General features: G+C 47.8%; 20 protein-coding genes and 3 pseudogenes. 11 read left to right on the forward strand and 12 right to left on the reverse strand.

From position 1 onward, the window contains the following. Window positions 1-142 precede the first annotated feature (142 nt). The 8 genes and pseudogenes from rpoS to NH461_RS18530 all read right to left on the reverse strand — a co-directional run bounded on the left by rpoS (window position 143) and on the right by NH461_RS18530 (window position 7,206). A complete protein-coding gene (rpoS, locus tag NH461_RS18495) occupies window positions 143-1,018 on the reverse strand; it encodes an RNA polymerase sigma factor RpoS (protein ID WP_261604083.1) in 876 nt (291 codons plus the stop codon). Window positions 1,019-1,361: 343 nt separating this feature from the next. Further along, window positions 1,362-2,489 (reverse strand): ISAs1 family transposase, encoded by a 1,128-nt coding sequence (locus tag NH461_RS18500; RefSeq protein ID WP_261604084.1) that lies wholly within the window; start codon window positions 2,487-2,489, stop codon window positions 1,362-1,364. 417 nt (window positions 2,490-2,906) lie between these two features. Beyond that, window positions 2,907-3,479: pseudogene (locus tag NH461_RS18505) on the reverse strand (ISAs1 family transposase); the annotation flags it as partial. A gap of 41 nt (window positions 3,480-3,520) precedes the next feature. Further along, a protein-coding gene (locus NH461_RS18510) for an IS3 family transposase (RefSeq protein WP_261602597.1) occupies window positions 3,521-4,596 on the reverse strand; the annotation gives its coding sequence in 2 pieces (ribosomal slippage) (window positions 3,521-4,344 and window positions 4,344-4,596; 1,077 coding nt in all). Window positions 4,597-4,637: 41 nt separating this feature from the next. Next, window positions 4,638-5,225, reverse strand: a pseudogene (locus NH461_RS18515) (ISAs1 family transposase); the annotation flags it as partial. A gap of 47 nt (window positions 5,226-5,272) precedes the next feature. Then, window positions 5,273-5,602: a hypothetical protein gene (locus tag NH461_RS18520; RefSeq protein ID WP_261604086.1), complete on the reverse strand. Its 330-nt coding sequence runs from the start codon at window positions 5,600-5,602 to the stop codon at window positions 5,273-5,275. A gap of 174 nt (window positions 5,603-5,776) precedes the next feature. After that, the gene (locus NH461_RS18525; RefSeq protein WP_261604087.1) at window positions 5,777-6,205 is read right to left on the reverse strand and encodes a hypothetical protein; all 429 of its coding nucleotides are present in this window, start codon (window positions 6,203-6,205) and stop codon (window positions 5,777-5,779) included. 461 nt (window positions 6,206-6,666) lie between these two features. Then, window positions 6,667-7,206 carry a hypothetical protein gene (locus NH461_RS18530; protein ID WP_261604088.1) on the reverse strand — a complete coding sequence of 180 codons (540 nt, stop codon included), beginning with the start codon at window positions 7,204-7,206 and terminating at the stop codon, window positions 6,667-6,669. A 181-nt stretch (window positions 7,207-7,387) separates the two neighbouring features. Between NH461_RS18530 and NH461_RS18535 the strand changes: the two genes are divergently transcribed. Further along, window positions 7,388-7,540: a hypothetical protein gene (locus NH461_RS18535; protein WP_261604089.1), complete on the forward strand. Its 153-nt coding sequence runs from the start codon at window positions 7,388-7,390 to the stop codon at window positions 7,538-7,540. A 112-nt stretch (window positions 7,541-7,652) separates the two neighbouring features. Here NH461_RS18535 and NH461_RS18540 read toward each other — a convergent pair whose 3' ends face one another. After that, complete coding sequence (locus NH461_RS18540; RefSeq protein ID WP_261604090.1) at window positions 7,653-7,841, reverse strand: hypothetical protein; 189 nt, start codon at window positions 7,839-7,841, stop codon at window positions 7,653-7,655. A gap of 23 nt (window positions 7,842-7,864) precedes the next feature. Here NH461_RS18540 and NH461_RS18545 point away from each other — a divergent pair, with 23 nt between their 5' ends. From NH461_RS18545 to NH461_RS18575, 7 genes and pseudogenes are all read left to right on the forward strand, one after another. Further along, entirely contained in the window at window positions 7,865-8,443 is a 579-nt protein-coding gene (locus NH461_RS18545) for a hypothetical protein (RefSeq protein WP_261604091.1), read from the forward strand. A 16-nt stretch (window positions 8,444-8,459) separates the two neighbouring features. Then, window positions 8,460-8,591 carry a hypothetical protein gene (locus NH461_RS18550; protein WP_261604092.1) on the forward strand — a complete coding sequence of 44 codons (132 nt, stop codon included), beginning with the start codon at window positions 8,460-8,462 and terminating at the stop codon, window positions 8,589-8,591. Window positions 8,592-8,619: 28 nt separating this feature from the next. Then, window positions 8,620-9,078: a hypothetical protein gene (locus tag NH461_RS18555; protein WP_261604093.1), complete on the forward strand. Its 459-nt coding sequence runs from the start codon at window positions 8,620-8,622 to the stop codon at window positions 9,076-9,078. Window positions 9,079-9,104: 26 nt separating this feature from the next. Then, window positions 9,105-9,587, forward strand: coding sequence for a hypothetical protein (locus tag NH461_RS18560; RefSeq protein ID WP_261604094.1), 483 nt, complete (start codon window positions 9,105-9,107; stop codon window positions 9,585-9,587). Beyond that, window positions 9,584-10,249, forward strand: a complete 666-nt coding sequence (locus NH461_RS18565; protein ID WP_261604095.1) for an ATP-binding protein — start codon at window positions 9,584-9,586, stop codon at window positions 10,247-10,249. Before NH461_RS18560 ends, NH461_RS18565 begins: the two co-directional genes overlap by 4 nt. A 109-nt stretch (window positions 10,250-10,358) precedes the next feature. Next, on the forward strand, window positions 10,359-11,642 hold the full coding sequence (locus NH461_RS18570; protein WP_261604096.1) for a hypothetical protein: 1,284 nt from the start codon (window positions 10,359-10,361) through the stop codon (window positions 11,640-11,642). Window positions 11,643-11,898: 256 nt separating this feature from the next. Continuing rightward, window positions 11,899-12,339 (forward strand): annotated as a pseudogene (locus NH461_RS18575) (major capsid protein P2); the annotation flags it as partial. A gap of 244 nt (window positions 12,340-12,583) precedes the next feature. Here NH461_RS18575 and NH461_RS18580 read toward each other — a convergent pair. Next, window positions 12,584-13,936, reverse strand: a complete 1,353-nt coding sequence (locus NH461_RS18580) for an ISNCY family transposase (RefSeq protein WP_261604579.1) — start codon at window positions 13,934-13,936, stop codon at window positions 12,584-12,586. A 416-nt stretch (window positions 13,937-14,352) separates the two neighbouring features. Next, window positions 14,353-14,676, reverse strand: a complete 324-nt coding sequence (gene yciH / locus NH461_RS18585) for a stress response translation initiation inhibitor YciH (RefSeq protein ID WP_261604097.1) — start codon at window positions 14,674-14,676, stop codon at window positions 14,353-14,355. A gap of 62 nt (window positions 14,677-14,738) precedes the next feature. Between yciH and NH461_RS18590 the strand changes: the two genes are divergently transcribed. Both NH461_RS18590 and NH461_RS18595 read left to right on the forward strand, forming a co-directional pair. Further along, window positions 14,739-15,401 carry an HAD family phosphatase gene (locus tag NH461_RS18590; protein ID WP_315903265.1) on the forward strand — a complete coding sequence of 221 codons (663 nt, stop codon included), beginning with the start codon at window positions 14,739-14,741 and terminating at the stop codon, window positions 15,399-15,401. A 98-nt stretch (window positions 15,402-15,499) separates the two neighbouring features. Beyond that, the gene (locus NH461_RS18595; RefSeq protein ID WP_261604098.1) at window positions 15,500-16,015 is read left to right on the forward strand and encodes an ATP-dependent zinc protease; all 516 of its coding nucleotides are present in this window, start codon (window positions 15,500-15,502) and stop codon (window positions 16,013-16,015) included. A gap of 68 nt (window positions 16,016-16,083) precedes the next feature. Here the strand turns inward: NH461_RS18595 and NH461_RS18600 are convergent, their stop codons facing one another. Continuing rightward, window positions 16,084-16,446, reverse strand: coding sequence for a DUF3319 domain-containing protein (locus tag NH461_RS18600; protein ID WP_261604099.1), 363 nt, complete (start codon window positions 16,444-16,446; stop codon window positions 16,084-16,086). Window positions 16,447-16,698: 252 nt separating this feature from the next. On the opposite strand from NH461_RS18600, the gene NH461_RS18605 reads away from it, so the two are divergent. Then, the gene (locus NH461_RS18605) at window positions 16,699-17,670 is read left to right on the forward strand and encodes a tyrosine-type recombinase/integrase (protein ID WP_261604100.1); all 972 of its coding nucleotides are present in this window, start codon (window positions 16,699-16,701) and stop codon (window positions 17,668-17,670) included. The last annotated feature ends 33 nt before the right edge of the window (window positions 17,671-17,703 follow it).

Consider the following 17,703-nt stretch of genomic DNA (forward strand, 5'->3'; position numbering starts at 1 on the left):
ACGGCGTGTCTTGAAGTTATTGCAAATCGATTTGGGGGAAGGAGCACAAGGACGATGAGGCCGCTGACAACTCAATTTCGCGAAATTGCGAAGTGGGTTCAGAAGAGTGCTTTACCAGGGGAAAAGCACTCTTTGTCGTATGTTATGCCGTTTCAGAGAAGAGGACTTCTAAATCATAGTTACAGCGCAATAGGTTGTTTCTTAACTTCTTGAGCGAGTTGACTTGCAATTGACGGATTCGTTCGCGTGTCAGCCCGACTTCATCCGCGACTTGCTGTAAAGTTTGCACCTCATAGCCCAAGAGACCAAATCGCCGACAGATGATCTCTTTGTCCCGCTCGTTCAGGCAGTCCAATACAGAAATGGCAAGGCTCGCCACATCCTGGTTGCCAATCACGGTGTCCGGCTTCATTGATGAATCATCTGCGATGAAAGCCGAGATACTCTGAGATTTACTATCATCAGAAATCGCCTGGTCGATTGACACGACCGGGGCATCTAAGGCTAGTACCGTAGAAATTTCTTCAACATTTCGTTCTAACTTGTTTGCAATCTCTTCGTGGCTTGGTTCCTGACTCGAACTTTTCATTAACTGTTTATGTGTTCGAATGATCGTATTAATCTCTTTGGACACATGGACAGGGAGGCGAATGGTACGGGCCTGGTTGTGAATTGCTCGCTCGATAGTTTGTTTGATCCACCAAGTTGCATAGGTTGAAAAGCGAAATCCTCGCTCAGGGTCAAATTTCTCAACCGCGGTAATTAAACCGATATTTCCCTCATCAATAAGATCACTCAGTAACAAACCACTGCTACGATACTTCTTTGCGATACTTACCACGAGTCGTAAATTACTTTCTATCATCGAAGATTTTGCAGTTTGGTCTCCGCGTAAACTTTTACGGCTATACTGCGCTTCGTCAAACTTAGACAATAAAGGCTTTTGCGCAATATCCTGCAAGTACAAATGTATTACGTCAACGTCAAAACCGTTGATATCATTTCCATTGATATCCATATGATCACCCTCATTTATTTACAAATATGTCGTTATTATTATTTCCACACAAAATCACCCTACCATACGGATATGACATATTCTATTCAACAAAGGTCATATTATTGTTTTTAAGTATAATTTTTAGTTATCGATATCAAGTTTATATTCAATTTAAAATTGTCAGACATATTCCTTTAAAATCGGGTAACATATCAGTAATAGAATATTTCTCTGTAACCATATAATATCTCACTACGATTTCTTCAACTAAGCTTATGATTATCAATGGTATTTTTTGGGAGGGTGGAACATACAGATTAATTTCTGCTTACACGAATTATCAGGGCGTCCGCATGAATGGTTAGGGTTTAGCCATTGACTTAAATCCGGCCACAAGGACTTGCTCTAAAAAGGCGGGTTTCATCATGCAGCGTTTCTGTTTCATCGGCACGCTAATCTTGGTTGGCTCAGCTCTGAGCATGTTCAGTGCCATGTGCCTTAACCCCGCCAGGTTTTCAGCCGCGTTTTCTCGGTAAATCTGACAAGCATCTTCCCGCATACTCACATCTAAAATCCAGTGCATTGACTCAATGCCCCAGTGGGCGCGGATGGCATTCCCGGCCTGCTCTGGGGTCAACTCGGCTGAACTGATGTAGTAGCGGTACTCCAACTCTGGCTCTTTGCCTTTTGCCGCACGGTAGTTTTCAACCATCACGATGCTGGTCAGTCCGCTCCAAGTGGAGAAGTCCCCCTCCAACTCTCTGGCATTCAGTACATGGCAAGTACGCGCTTCAACCCGGCCCTTTTGCTTTTCGATTTGACACGTAGTCTTGTCGAGCGGGGCGCGACGGTATGGAGTGAAAGCGGCCTGTACGGCTGCCGCTAAATTGCCCTGGTTGCCCTTTACTGCCAATAAGTAATCTCCCCCCTTACTGGTGATTGCCTTGGCTATCTTGGTCTGGCACGCCATCGCATCAACAGTTACGATAGCGCCTCGTAAGTCGAGCATCTTAATCAGCGCCGGTATTGCGATGATTTCATTGCTCTTGTTGTCGGTTTTGAGTTGGCCCAATACCAGCTGGTTGGCGCTGGCGTAGGCACTCACCATATGGATGGCGCTTCGTTTGTCGTCTCTGTCATAGGAGCCGCGTAAAGTCTTGCCATCAATGGCAACCACTTCACCACAGGTCAGCTTGTGTACCGCTTTCATCCAGGCCAGAAAACAGTCACGAAACTCGGCGGGATCGATACTCGCAATCAGACGAGCAAAGGTATCATCAACGGGCACACCTTTTTCAAACAGGCTCCGTTTAAGAAACCAATCATGGTGGCCAAGAACGTATTCGCGAATATCGGTCCAGCCTTGACCTCCGGCTATTACGGCACAGATCGAGCCAAACAAAATATCAAACAGAGGGTAGTCTACTTTTGCGCTTTGCCGTTCGTCACGGATGATGCTGAAATGCTCTTTGATGGTATCGATATTCATGGTCACTCCTCAAAAGAGGAGCATAAGATCACAGTAGGCTCGTTCGGTCAATTTTGATTTAGCGTTGGTTAAAAAACATTCATGATCTTGCCCTGCACGAATTATTTATTCCTTACATTACTGCAGTCGAATAGATGTCATTGATGGTATATCGTCTGAAATTCACTTATGGAGAAAATAAAAATGAAATTTCTCCATATTTTTCATGTACAAAGTATTACATTTTTCATGTTTTCCAGACTATTCCAAAAATTCAGACGTTACCTTTTTGCTTACCGCGCGAAGGTCATTCGCACGTCCTCTAAACATAGAAAGGGGCGGAGTGTTGCACGTGGTATTCGTAACCATAATCCTTTAAATATTGAGTACAATCAGCGTAATCAGTGGGGAGGCCAGGCAGGGCGTCCGCATGAATGGTTAGTATTTAGCCATTGACGCAAATCCGGCCACAAGGACTTGCTCCAAGAAGGCGGGTTTCATCATGCAGCGTTTCTGTTTCATCGGCACGCTAATCTTGGTTGGCCCAGCTCTGAGCATGTTAAGTGCCATGTGCCTTAACCCCGCCAAGTTTTCAGCCGCGTTTTCTCGGTAAATCAGGCAAGCATCTTCCCGCATACTCACATCTAAAATCCAGTGCATTGACTCAATGCCCCAGTGGGCTCGGATGGCATTCCCGGCTTGCTCTGGGGTCAGTTCGGCTGAACTGATGTAGTAGCGGTACTCCAACTCTTGCTCTTTGCCTTTTGCTGCGCGGTAGTTTTCAACCATCACGATGCTGGTCAGCCCGCTCCAAGTGGAGAAGTCTCCCTCCAACTCTCTGGCATTCAGTACATGGCAGGTACGCGCTTCAACTCGGCCTTTCTGCTTCTCGATTTGACACGTGGTTTTGTCAATCGGGGCGCGGCGATGTGGGGCGAAGGCGGTCTGTACAGCTGCCGCTAACTTGCCCTGATTGCCCTTAACTGCCAACAAGTAATCTCCGCCCTTGCTGGGGTAATCCTCCCATTTTTAACCGCAGTTAAAAGTAGGAGTTAAGCAGCCATCAAAGGTGGTTTCCCTCCGTTGGCCTTGTGTGGTCGCTCATAATTGTAGAACCACAACCATTTTGTTGCATAGTCCTGAACTTCTTCCAGTGAGTCAAACAGATGCTTGCTCACCCAGCTATATCTCATCGTACGATTATGACGTTCAATATACGCGTTCTGTTGTGGATTACCTGGCTGAATGTAATCTATTCGTATCCCTTTTCTTTTTGCCCATGCTGTAAACTCATGGGAAATGAACTCGGGACCATTATCACAACGAATGGCAACTGGTGTGTCACGCCATTCTAAAAGCTGTTCCAAAACTCTAATCACACGCAGTGCCGGCAGCGAAAAGCCTGCTTCAATCGCGATACCTTCACGACGGAAGTCATCGATGATATTGAGTAGCCTATAGTTCCGTCCATCCGACAGTTGATCATGCATAAAGTCCAACGACCAGACTTGATCGGCGCGCGTCGGCTCTTTCAATGGCTCCGGCTTGTTTCGGTTGAGCCTTCTCCGGGGACGTATCCGCAGGTTTAGTGCCAACTCACAATAGATACGGTAAACCCGCTTATGATTCCACAGGAAGCCTTTAACATTGCGCAAATAATCAAAACATAGCCCGAAGCCCCAGTCACTTTGCTCAGAAGTCAGTGTGACAAGCCATTGAGCTATCTCAGCGTTTTCCGTTGCCATCTTAGGCTGATAACGGTACCCGGTTTCGCTGATGCCGAACCACCGGCAAGCCTTGCGAATGCTAATTGAAAATCGCGCCACCGAATGCTGAGCAAGCAAGCGCCGCTCACAGGGCTTTACCACTTTTTTTCCATGGCGTCTTTGATGACTTCTGCCTTGAGGCGCTCCTCGGCATACATCTTTTTCAAACGCCGGTTTTCATCTTCCAATTCTTTCAGCCGCGTCATGAGAGAGGCATCCATACCACCGTACTTGGCGCGCCACTTATAGAAAGTAGCGCTGCTCATACCATGTTCGCGGCAGAGTTCTGGCACAGGTGTACCTGCTTCTGCCTGTTTTAAGATCGCTAGGATCTGACTGTCCGTGTACCGTGATTTTTTCATGCAGAATCTCCTTTCGTTTAGGTTACGAGAAAATTCTACTTTTTACTGCTGTTATTTTTCGGGGGGATTACCCTGGTAATTACCTTGGCTATCTTGGTCTGGCAGGCCATCGCATCAATCGTCACGATGGCGCCTCGTAAGTCGAGCATCTTAATCAGTGCCGGTATCGCGGTGATTTCATTGCTCTTATTGTCGGTTTTGAGTTGGCCCAATACCAGCTGGTTGGCGCTGGCGTAGGCACTCACCATATGGATGGTGCTTTGTCTGTCGTCTCTGTCATAGGAGCCGCGCAAGGTCTTGCCATCAATGGCAACCACCTCACCACAGGTCAACTTGTGCACCGCTTTCATCCAGGCCAGAAAGCAGTCACGAAACTCAGCGGGATCGATACTCGCAATCAGACGAGCAAAGGTATCATCAACGGGCACACCTTTTTCAAACAGGCTCTGCTTAAGAAACCACTCATGGTGGCCAAGAACGTATTCGCGAATGTCGGTCCAGCCTTGACCTCCTGCTATCACGGCGCAGATCGAGCCAAACAAAATATCAAACAGTGGGTAGTCCACTTTTGCGCTTTGTCGTTCGTCACGGATGATGCTGAAATGCTCTTTGATGGTATCGATATTCATGGTCACTCCTCAAAAGAGGAGCATAAGATCACAATCGGCTCATCAGGTCAATTTTGACCTGGCATTGGGCAAAAAACGTTCATGATCTTGCCCTGGGAGGCCAGGTCGGTCATGATGGCCGTTTTGTGATCTTTGAAAGCCCAGTTTACGGTTTTCGAGCCGGAGCACGTGTATTGCGCAGTTACCAAAGGCGCAATATCAATACCATTCATCGTATCGTTCATACATTTGCGCCCTGCCATGAGAACAACAGTGATCATTACGCCAAAATGGTCAGCCAGTGGTCTGGCTTTGGCCTGCATCAACCGCTGGATGTCAGCAGGAATGATACCGCTGCCAGAATTATTCAAGCCATGGCCAGAATGGAAGTCGGGCACCAGTATCCCCTGAAGGAAGTGATGAAAGGAGTTCAGTTGGCATGACGTAAACGGGAACTTTGTTATCCTGTAACTTGACGTCAGGGAGAGCGGAAACCGTGGGAGAGTAATGCCTTATCCGATTCAACAGAATAAGGCATTCATCAGGCAAGTCGTTTGATTTAGAAGACGATTCTAAACAGTGAAGAACCCAATGGAATACAGCAAGTGCAACGGGCCAGCGACGACAATGTATGATGCCCAGAAACAGATCACTGTGATACAGAAAACACGAAAACTTGAATGAAAGGTGTACTCACTCGAAGCAATGATTTCATTGTTGTCCAGATGGAATTTCCGTGACATTAAATATGCCAGAACAACATACAATGCGGTAAATGCAAGTCCCGGGATGTTTGGTGGCACGAAAGGCGCAGAAAAAATAAGTCCGATAATAAAGACCACGCCAAGAACCGCCGTCAGCTTTGTGTGGTTTTTTTTCTTCATGATGGCGAAATTCGCCCACAAGAAATAAATCAATCCTACCGGCCCACCAAGCGCACCACAGGCAACTTGTCTCGGCGAATAAATTCTAGTAATGGCAGTATGTTGAGTGTTGACCATGTCTGAGTAAAACCTTTTAGACGAATGAATAACAAGAGAATTTACGATTGTGATGTGTGTAATATCAACGACCAACACTCGGAGTAAATCTTTGTTTTGTAACCTTACGGGTCACTTCTCAGTATTTCTGTATTTTCCCGCTCCATCACATGTTGTTGTTTATCCACGTGCTTGAGATACAAATTCAGCACTTTAACGTCATCGTAGATTACTGTGGAATGCCACTGTTTTTGCATGGTACACGAACACGGCTTGGTAATGATCGACGCTTGGATTCCGCTGGACGCTGCGATAGTGCATTAAAAACGAACATAAAATGGGTTAGGGGACTTGAATGGGCAAACTGATTAAGTTGTTGTCATTCTACCTCCAATAATGAGCATCATGCTTATGTATTCTGTAAATCGGCTGTGGGAACCGGCTGAATCTACTGGTGGTCCAGCCGGATATTTCTGCTTTTCCTAGGGGCGAGTTGCGATGAAAGAAACTGCTTCATCTTGTTTTATATCTGAATCCAAACACCTTACTTTTCCTACGACTAAATCAGTTGCCACGTAAGTTAAGGTGATTTGCCCTTCTGCTTGGATACTGTTGATAACTATATTTCCATGCTTCAACTTCGGTGTTCCTTTGCAAGCGAAGCCATGTGAAGTCTTCAGAGATACATTTCCATAGTGATCGATGTGTAGTCTGCTCGCATTTTCTTGTTCGCCTTGTAGACTGATATTCATTATATAAATGGCATAATGGTTGTTCATCAGTGTTTGAAGATCGCTAGGGCCCAATAAGCCAATACCTGGTTTCAGGGTGGAATACTTGAGTTCACCATTTGGAGTTACAAAGACTAACTCTTTCATTCCGTCGCTGTTGAGATCCGTCACCATAAAGCTTTGTACACTTTCATTTGGCAGGAGAACCTTTGGTTCATTAACAACTTCCAACGCAATCGCATTTGCCGAAAGTACCATTGATGCCGCTAGAGCGATGATTGTTTTGTACACAAATTATCCTTGTATATTGTTGTGTGGTTTTGATATGCAAATGCTAGCATATGGATGCTCAATGTAAACCATATCGATCATAAAGCACTGTTTAATATGATAATTTCATAAAATCCGTGAGTTAAGCAGTCCACCATTCACGACATTGTGCATACCTTCGCGCCCAGCCACGAAAGCCAACATGGTCAGTCGCTGGACCGGCTACGGCAAGCACCAAGTGGTCGACGTTGACAACGATGACACCGCTGCGGTGATTATTCAGGCCATGGCCCGAATGGAAGTCGGCCACCGGTATCCAATCAGCGACGTGATTAAGGGGATAAAACTCGCATGACCGCCAAGAAAGCCGCGGCATCTATTGCCGTCAACGTCGCCGGGGAAATTCTCGGTGCCTACGCGCTCAAATACATGAAGAAAAAAGGATGGCTGTGATGGGATTATTCAGTTTAGTGGCTTCCGGCGGCCTGTCGCTGCTCACGCAGTGGCAGGCCAATAAAGCGGAGGCGAGGGAACGCACCGAGCGTATCAGGGAAGCCAAGCCACAAGCCAAAAACCGCCGGATTGAAACCAGCGACGATAATGCCGCCGCGCTTGACCGGCTCAGCAATGAAGCCCGCAATAGCGGGCTTTTTCATATGCCAGTTTCGAGGCCGACAACATGGCTGCGATTATCAAAGAATGCGGTTACAAGCTGGAGCAGTGGCGCAAGCCGATTAACCGCCACCTCAAGCGGCTGGAGAAGCAGCTAGACCAAACCATTAAGGCGAAAGCGATAGCGAAACGAGCCAAAAAACCAGAGCAGGACATTAACAAGCTCACGGCCCGGATTATCCGCCTTGAGAACCAAATGAAGGCAAGCCGGGACCATATTAAAAGCCGGGAGGTTTACGCCCATACCCGCAATATTTTCTGCATGTCATTCGATGGCGAGCAAGCCGAAACCAAAGCGTTTGATTTTCTGCTTTGGGCGGCAGGCGCGCGCGGTTGGTCGATGACAGTGCGCAGCGACGATGCCGACAGCATCAATGCATACACCCAAGCCGGTGCGGTGGCCCGCAAAGCATACGCACCGCAGTACCAGCGCCACCAAGAGCGCCGGGCCTACTGGCAAGGGATGAGAAACGACCCGCTTGCACCACACAACAGGGATGTACCGACCGAGCAGCAGCTAACCAGCCAGTTATCGGCTTGGATGGCGGAGCTTGAATGCTATGAACAACTGCAAATCGCGGTTTAACCGGAAAGGACAATCAATGGACAAACTGACTCAGATTACCAACGAACTGAAAGGCGAAGTAGAAAAGGCCAAACGCAACCCGTTTGCCAGCAAAATCATGGCTCCGCTGCGCTTGGTGTTGGTGTGGATGCAAACCGTAAACGAATAGCTCATCGAGCTGGAGCAAGGGGGCAAACATGGCTGATGTGATGCCGGTACGCACCTCGACCAACAAAGTCGAAGGCATTAACCGTTGTGAGTGCGGCAACGTCCGCACCATTCATCGCGCCCGCGGCAAGCGGGCGAAATTCCTGTATTCGATTTGTGATGACTGCGGCACCAACCAGCAGACCGGCGCTTATTGGCAGGACAAGTTCAAGGTGCATTACCCAACGCTCGAAGCCCTGCACCAAGCCGAGCAAGCCGCTGAATCTGTGGTTTCTGAGCCGAAACCGGAACCCAAAGCGGAACCCGTACCCGAGCCAAAACCAGCGCCGCAGCTAACCGAGCCGGAAGCGATTCCCGTACCGGCCCCGGCCAAGACGGAGCCGAAACAACCCGAACCGGAGCCGGAAAACAAGCCGAGCATCTGGAAAGCCGTATTAACCGGCATCATCCTCGGCGGCCTGACCGGCGGGGCGATTACCCGACTGTAACCCAAACCAAGCAAGGAGATAGCGCAATGGAAGATGAACTGACCGTACATGATGCGGAAACTGGCCAAGCTGAGGCGGTGGATACCCGCAGCGAGCAGGAAGAAAAAGATTTCCTCAACAGCCTGGACGATGACTTTGACCCGGCAACCGCCGAAGCCAAGGCCGAGCAAGCCAATATCGAGCAGGAAGCCGCTGCCGGAATCGTGTTTGTCGGCCTGATGACCATCGAGCAGACCATGAAAACCATGGTTCACCCGGATTTCACCTTCAACCCCGAGCAGGCCGAAGGGGTGGCGCTGAAAGTGGCCCCGCTGATTGTGAAGTACGGCGGCAACCCGCCGCCGTGGCTCGCCAAGTACATGGACGAAATCATGGCCGTGGCCGCCATCGGAATGCTGGGGCTGTCGAGCTTCATGCAGGTGAAGCAGCTCAAGGCGGCCGATATTGCCAAGGCCAAAGCGCAGGCAAAAAATGCCGCGAACGATAATGAACGGCAGGAGGCGGCATGAGTCTCCAACCTATCAACCAAAACAACGCATTGGATAATCATCATGCTTATGTGGTTGGTATGTCAGGCTGCGGGAAAACGTCCGCAGCCAAAAAGAAATTCATCAAACCGACCGACCAAGTGGCAATCTTTGACCCGCTCAAGGACTACGACGGCGAGCTGGCCGGGCGCAAGGTCCGCAGCTATCCCAACCTGAAAGAGTTTGCCAAGGCGCTGTATGCCGGACGCAAAACCAATCAGGGATTCAAGATTGCGTATGCGCCCGACCATGAGACCACAGAGGCCGACTTCGACAAGTTCTGCATGGTGGTCTGGGGTGCCGGGAACGGCAAGCACAAAAAGCCGCTCAAGGTGATTTGTGAAGAAGTGGCCGAGCATACAAGCACCGCAGGCAAGGCAACCGGCTACCACGGCAAGATTCTGCGACTGGGGCGCAAATATGGCCTGCATACCGTGAACATGTTCCAACGTGGTCAGGAGGTGTCGAAAACCATTATCGACAACTGTCAGTTTGCCTGTGTCATGATGCAGAAGGCCGACGACAGCGCCCGCTACCTACAGCAGAAAACAGGCATCCCGGCTGAGGAAATCGTCAAGCTGAAAAAACTCGAGTACATCTTGCAGGATGGGAAAGAGTGGGAGAAAGGGGTGATTCGATGGTAGAGCAACCTAACTTCGACTGAGATAAAATGGTTGATTTATGAAAACCTCGTTGAAATTACGAGGTTTTGCTCCCATATCTACAAGGTCTTACTCTACGCATGGATTTAACATGAAAACGGCCAAATCGACAATAACAAGACTAATAAGCAATATCGATAAAATCATTCCTGACGGGAACGACATTAACGGCTTTCCGGGAATAAACAAACAGCTGTTGGTTGAAGGTCTAAAAGAAACATATGGCTTACTGTCTGCTTTGGAATCACAAAAAGATACGTTTGATGTAATCTACATGAAGCGAAAAATTAGCAGTTATTCAGCCAACTGTAATGATTACCTAAAAGATAAGCTCCGCGATGGTATTTTCAAAGAAAAGAAGTTTGATGATTTTTTAAACAATATATTTTGCTTAAGAAAAGTAGTTAAAGAAACTTACCTCCTTGTAACTGAAGACTGCTTAAGGAAAGAGTCGCAGCTTGCCATTTTATCGGAAGAGCTTGAGGATGCTAAGGAGCTGGCAAATAGCTGTGCTGATGTGAAAAATGAGGTTTTAGCAGCAAAATCATCCGTAGTGCAGATAAGCGATGAGCTAACAACCTTCCATCGTCAGTTTAATACTGGGGCAGAGAGAATTTCAGAGATTCTTACTACCTCAGAGAAGCTTAACGAAAAGACAGGGTTGCTATTTGACTCGTTAACAGAAGACCAAGCTGAAATCAAGAAGACTGCCACTGATATTGTTAAAAACAAAATGGTCTACGTGAAAGCAAAAGAAAGGGCTGATAGATTGGCTGATGACCTGGAGGGGCGAAACCAAGTCGCAGAGGCACTAACTGAATCAATAGAAGAAATAGAAGAAAGAATTACAGAACAGCAGGGTAATATACAAAACATCATTGATGATGCAAACAGAGCCAGCATGGCTGGCTCCTTTAAAAAGCGAAAAGATGAGCTAGACAAACCCATCAAGGTTTCTGCTCTCATTATGAACTTTGCCTTGTTAGCAACCGCACTCAGCTCTGGGGCGTTGCTGTATTATAGCGGCATTACAACAGATAAGTTCGACGTAACAGGCTTTCTCATTAAATTACCAGTCTTAGCGCCTCTTGTCTGGATAGCATGGAGCAATAGCCAGCGAAACAACTACTTAGTTCGCATTCGGGAAGATTATGCCTTTAAATATGCTGCTGCTATGGCATTTGAAGGGTATAAACAGCAAGTTCAGGATACAGACCCCGCGCTACAACAACGCTTGTTAGAACTTTCTGTAGAAAATATGGGAAGTAATCCAATTAGGTTGTTTGACAAGCAAGTTAAGTCCAGCCCTACTCATGACATAGTTGCCCCTGTTGTAGATATGGTGAGAGGGAAAAACACCGGAACATCTGGTTAAAGAATGACACCTATCACAAACTCAAAAGCCCGCTAACCTATAGGTTCAGCGGGCTTTTTTGTGTTTGCCTTGTAACCAAATCGCTTGCTTTGCTGTTGGGGAATTCTCATCCAACAACAGAGAGCAAGTACCATGAATGCAAAAACCAAAGGGTATGTAATCACCGCGCTGATTGCATTGGTCGTCGCCGGTGGCGTGGTTTGGGCGTCAAACAACGTTGACGCCGTCGAAGACGCAATCGGGTAAGGGGGCGCTGATGGAAATTATCGCAACCCCGTTTGCACCACGCCCGAAAGAGCTGGACCCGGTCGAAGGCGTGGGCTGGGGCAACCGTGCCTCGCTGCGTCTGGTTTCTGGCCCGACGTATCACAGCATCGAGCTGGTCACCAACATCACCGACCCGAAAGATATTGAGCGCGTTGAAGTTTCGCTCAACGGTTCGGCCAAGGTCAACGTGACCGGCGAAACGCTGGTTAAACTGCAATCCCACCGCAAAAACTACGCCGAGCCGGGCCGCTACGTACTGTCATTCGGTGACCCGACGCTGCGCACCAAAATCGGTGTGCGTCAGACCGATTTGGTCACGCTGGCCGGTGAAATCTGGTTCATCTACATCACCCTGAAATCCAAACCTGCCGCGGATGCGCAGGGCAACGCAACGCCAGCACCATCCATCCGCGCCCGTGCGCATGTGCTTGTTCTCAGGCGTTCGAAACTACAAGGTAATCAAAGGGCTTTAAACCGGCTTAACTTTGTTTAACTAACTGTTTCCAAAGGTTTTTATGGTGATGCTGTGGCAGGTATCCAGACTGACTCAATAAATGTTAAATTCATCATCCCCTGTTTACCCTAATTTAAAATGTCCTGTTTGATTCCCAGATTCAAATGTCTCTTCTCAAGGTAGTTCATCCTGCTCAGAAACTGGCTGTAGAGTAGGGAAGTCAGGGTTTCTTCCGGCTACTAGCTCTGAATTGTTCAGGGTGAACAAGTACCGGGTTCAGCGCTTCCAATTGACGGATAGCCCGATGCTGGGCGGTACGTTTCGGCGCTTTTTTGCTACGGCTGCGTTTCTGTTGCTGCTCGAATTCTTCCTGCTTGGCATGGGCAAATTTCAGCACGGCGCCCAAACGCTTGTTCTCGACAACCTGGCCCTGATCAACATCAGCCAGCTTGTCGAAGGTTTTAAATGCCAAGTTACGATGGCCATACTGGATGGCGATGGTGCCATCGGGCCGGTCAAGTACCTTGACCACTTGATTCACCAGCCGCTGGTTTTCTTCTGTTGGATCAATCAGGTAAACCACCTTGTCATACTGAAATGTCAGAGATTTCGTGAGCTTACGCAGCTCTTGCCAGGCAAAGATATTATCCAGTTCGTCGGTGGATTCCCGCAGCGGTCGGTGCATGTCTTTCGGAAACCGTGCCGGCTTGGCAAAGCGGCGGTTAAAATCGGCGATGAAGTCGGGGAGCCAGGCATTGGCTTGCTCGATAGTATCAATCCCTTGCAGGCGCATTTCTTTGACTAAGCGATCCTGTAACGTTTTATTCGCACGCTCGACGCGGCCTTTGGCTTGCGAACTGTTGGCGCAGATCAGCTCGATATTAAGCTCATTGAGCACACGGCCAAACTGGGTCAACCGGTCGGATTGGGCATCACGTTTGCTGACATGAAAAACAGAATGACGATCGCTGTAGAACGCCGTCGGTTTGCCGTGGTGCTCAATGTATTCACGGGTTGCAACCATATAATCGAAAGCTGACTCAGTTTCGCTAAAGCGCAGGTTCATCAGGCGCCCAGTGGCATCATCGATAAACACCAGGAGGCAGCATTTGTCGCTGCGGCCTTCGAACCAGTCATGGTGGGAGCCGTCAATCTGAACCAACTCTCCAAGACAGTCACGACGGTGGCGTGGCTGATAAACCCGGGGCTTGCGTTTGGCATGAGGGATCCACAGGCCATCGGCGATCATCCATTGGCGCAAGGTTTCCAATGAGATAGAAATGTTGTGACGTTCAGTGATTTTTTCATGAGCCAGCGTCGGTCCAAAATCCAAATAGCATTCACGAATAATATTGAGACATTGGTATCGAACATCATCATGAATTTTGTTTGGTGAAGGTTTACCTCGACGCTGATGGATGATCCCAACTGCACCTATTTGACGAAACCGAGTCACCAAGCGTTGGACCTGACGGATGCTTAGTGAAAGAATACGAGCGGCATCAGAACGTCGAATACGATTTTCACATACGTCGCGAATAGCACTCAGGCGTAAAATCTCTTTGTCATTCATGGTTACCAACATCGTTTGTTTATCTCACACAGACCAGATAGATACTGATCACTGTAGGAAAAACAGGACATTTTCACTTTGTAGAATAGAGACACTTTAGCTTTGCGGCTACAGATTCAGTGCGCATTATATAGATTATGTTAAATAAGGCGTGCGGAGAATGAAATCTAATGCCTTTCCACATCCAACCCCTCGCTTTCTCGCCCCTCCGCTTTGCAGTGCGCTTGTCAAAGCTGAGCTATTTAACAGTATTCGCTATTTACCATAAAATAGGTAATTAACACCTATATTTAAACCCTGCTGCAAATGGTCAGTTTGCCTGGCGTTTCAAAGCTGGCTGTAATTACCTGAACGCCCAGAGCTTTCAGGTGCAGAAAAAGAAACAGCTTGAGTCGCCTCAAGCTGTTTACCATCGATTAGCCGCCGGCCAGTTTTACGGTATGGCCTTTTTTCTCCAGCGTGGCTTTTATCACATCGCGTTTGTCGCCCTGGATTTCGATCGTACCGTCTTTGACCGAGCCGCCACAGCCGCATACCTTTTTTAGCTCTGCAGCCAGTAATTTAAGTTGTGCATCTTCCAGGTCCAGGCCAGTGACAATGCAAACGCCTTTACCTTTGCGGCCTTTGGTCTGGCGCTGGATGCGAACAATACTGTCGCCTTTGGGTCTTGCCGGTGCTTGTTTTTCTTCCTTGATTCGACCGGATTCAGTTGAAAATACTAAGCGGCTGTTATCATTCATTCGGATAAATCTCGTCTATTTTCTTGGATTTGTGACCCTGGTAGTAACTCTCAGGTTCCACCTTGCGGATCACCAGTCACCAAATATTATCAATAAATAGCCTTGAAACGGAAACAGATATGATTCGAAACGTAGTCTTCGACTTCGGCGGCGTGCTTTTCCAGTGGCAGCCAAAGGTGATCGTTGAATCCTTCACCAGCTCTGCCGACGAGCGAAGCCTTTTACTGAAAGATATCCTGCGTCATCCCGACTGGTTGTCGCTCGACCGCGGTACCATGTTGCTTGCCGAGAGTATTCCTAAATTTGCCGCAAGAACAGGAATTTCCGAAGATCGTATTGAAGATTTTCTTTCCCATGTTGTCGATAGCTTGGTAACAATCCAGGAAACCGAGACCCTGTTGTATCAAATCGCCGACTATCATTACGCGATGTATTATCTCACCAATATGAACCAGGCTTTTTTTGAAACCCTGAGTGAGCGCAACAGCTTTATGTCTTTGTTTCTTGGTGGGATTGTATCCGCGAACGAGCTGATGGTGAAACCGGAGCCTGAAATTTTTCATTGTCTGAGCCAGCAATACAACCTGGAGCCGGGTGAGACCCTGTTTATTGATGACACGCCTGTAAATATCGAAGCGGCCCAAGCCCTTGGATTTCAAACGATTTTGTTCACCCAAACACCATCCTGTTTAGAGAGTATTCGAAAGATTCTGAATTTTAACTAGAATTTGATACGACCCCACGGACGATTGGTATAGTAAGCACAAACGCCCTGATTGTTTGTCTACAGTCATTCACAAGCAAGATGTAATTAGGAGTCTCTGTGAAAAAGCTTTTGCTAACCGCACTATTCCTGTTCTCTGTCACTGATGCCGACCTTGCCTTGGCAGAACGTGCAGAAGGTATGAGCCGCTCAATCGTTGGTCAGGTTGAGACGATTAAAGTTCACGAATTGGATTTAGATTACAAGGCGCGGATCGACACAGGCGCAAAGACCACGTCAATCCATGCCGTCGATCTCAAGGTCACAGGCGAAGATAGTGATAGCGACAATATGCGTGATCATTTGGGTGACATGGTTGAATTCACAACCTTCAATGAGAAAGGTGAAAAGGCGACATACAAAGCAAAAATCATCAAAGTCAGCAAGATACGCAATGCACAAGGCGTTGAGCGTCGATATGCAGTCAAAATGGACTTAGGCTGGAATGGAGAACATAAGCGGGTTTCGGTGAACCTGCGGGATCGCGGGAAGCTGGAATATAAGCTGTTGATTGGCAGAAACTGGCTCAGCGAAGACTATTTGGTTGATGTTGATAAAAAAGACGAAGATGATTAATCGCTAAACCTTTTCCCTCAACGACAAAACGCCCGGTTTCCGGGCGTTTTGCATCTCGGTCCCCTCACCTATTTCTGTTGTTTCATCTTCTCAATCACAGCGTCCAGGTGTTTTTTCAGTGCTGCCGGGGAGCCTTTAAATAACCGCCCGCGAAGAATGACGTACCATTCGTTCGGTCGGCCGTTGTCATTCATCAGTTTAAAGCCCCGATACTCTTCGACTTTTTGTTCAGCTGGCTGCTGTTTGAGGCTGGTACTGACAAATTTTTCCGGAGGCATGAAGGTTTTCATATCACACCACCAATCAATACTTTTTTTGACCAGGGTTAGTTTGTTTTCAATAGGCTGGCCATTGATACTGGTCTTCCAGCCATCAGGGGCGCCTGTGGCGTTTTCAATATTATGCCCGCGATGGAATAGTCTTTTCTTCATTAACGCCTCTCAGCTACCTTGAGCTAAAAATTGTTCACAGCTTAAGCAAAATCAAGTACTTCGTGACCGAACAATTGTTGTTACAAAATAAATGTCGTCCTCACACTATTGAAGCATTCTCAAGCTGATTTGTCTTGCTGATAAGTAGATAAAATTATGATTGATGTGATTCTTATAATATTTTTCTGTGGTTTATTTTATTGTTGTGCTAGTTTTTAAAATTATAGTGCATTAGATGAGTGATTGTAACCGATGGCAAAACATATTCAGCCGATCGATGACCCAAAGCAGTGCCAACAGAGTATTGCGCAATTCAAACGCCCGCTAGCATCGCTAGACCCTTGGCAATCGCTGACCCGAAACCAATATGCACGCAACACCCTGGTTGCCTTGAAAAACGATTGGCATAATTTTCTCAGCTTTTGCGCTGAGCATCATGTGAATTCGCTTCCGGCAAAAGCCGATACTGTTCACCGTTATATCGAACAGATGGCTCGTCACCGGAAACTGGCCAGTTTAAAACGTTACATGGTCACGATATCACTGGTTCATCGCTGCCATCAGTTACCGGACCCCTGCGCTCAGAGTGAAGTACGCCTCGCAATGCAAAAGCAGCAGCTTGAAAAGCATGACGACTATAAGAATGCCGCAGCCTTTCGGGATAGCCATTTACAACGGCTACTTGACCAATTTGAGTGTTCAACCAAGCTGAAAGATATTCGAGATGTTGCCATCTGGGCAGTTGCCTTTGAAGCGATGCTCAAGCGCAGTGAGCTGGCTGCCCTCACGGTGGATACGCTTGATATTCAACCCAACGGGCTCATCATCATCGAAGTCAATGATACCCGCATTGCCCTCAGTTCCATCGCCTCGAAAGCGCTGCAACGCTGGCTCGTTGCCGGCATGCTCACGGATGGATACCTGTTCCGCAGGATCGACCGCCATAGCAATCTGGGCGAGCTGCCGATGGATCATTCCTCAATCTACCGGGTCTTCCGCCGGGCCAGTGATGAGTTGGGTTTATCCTCTAGCGCTCTGTTTTCAGGTCAGTCTCCACGGGTAGGCGCAGCGCAGGATTTAGCCGACTCCGGTGCATCGATCTCGGATATTCAGGAGCAAGGACGTTGGAAAAGTCCGGCGATGCCGGCGCAATATGTCGGGCAGACGGACCGCCATGATCAGGAAATTGCGAAATATGTAAAACCCAAGCCCTGGGAGAAATAATGTATTTGGGTGTGGTAAGAATGGTGTTGTTTG

The organism is Photobacterium sp. TY1-4, assembly GCF_025398175.1.
GTDB lineage: Bacteria > Pseudomonadota > Gammaproteobacteria > Enterobacterales > Vibrionaceae > Photobacterium.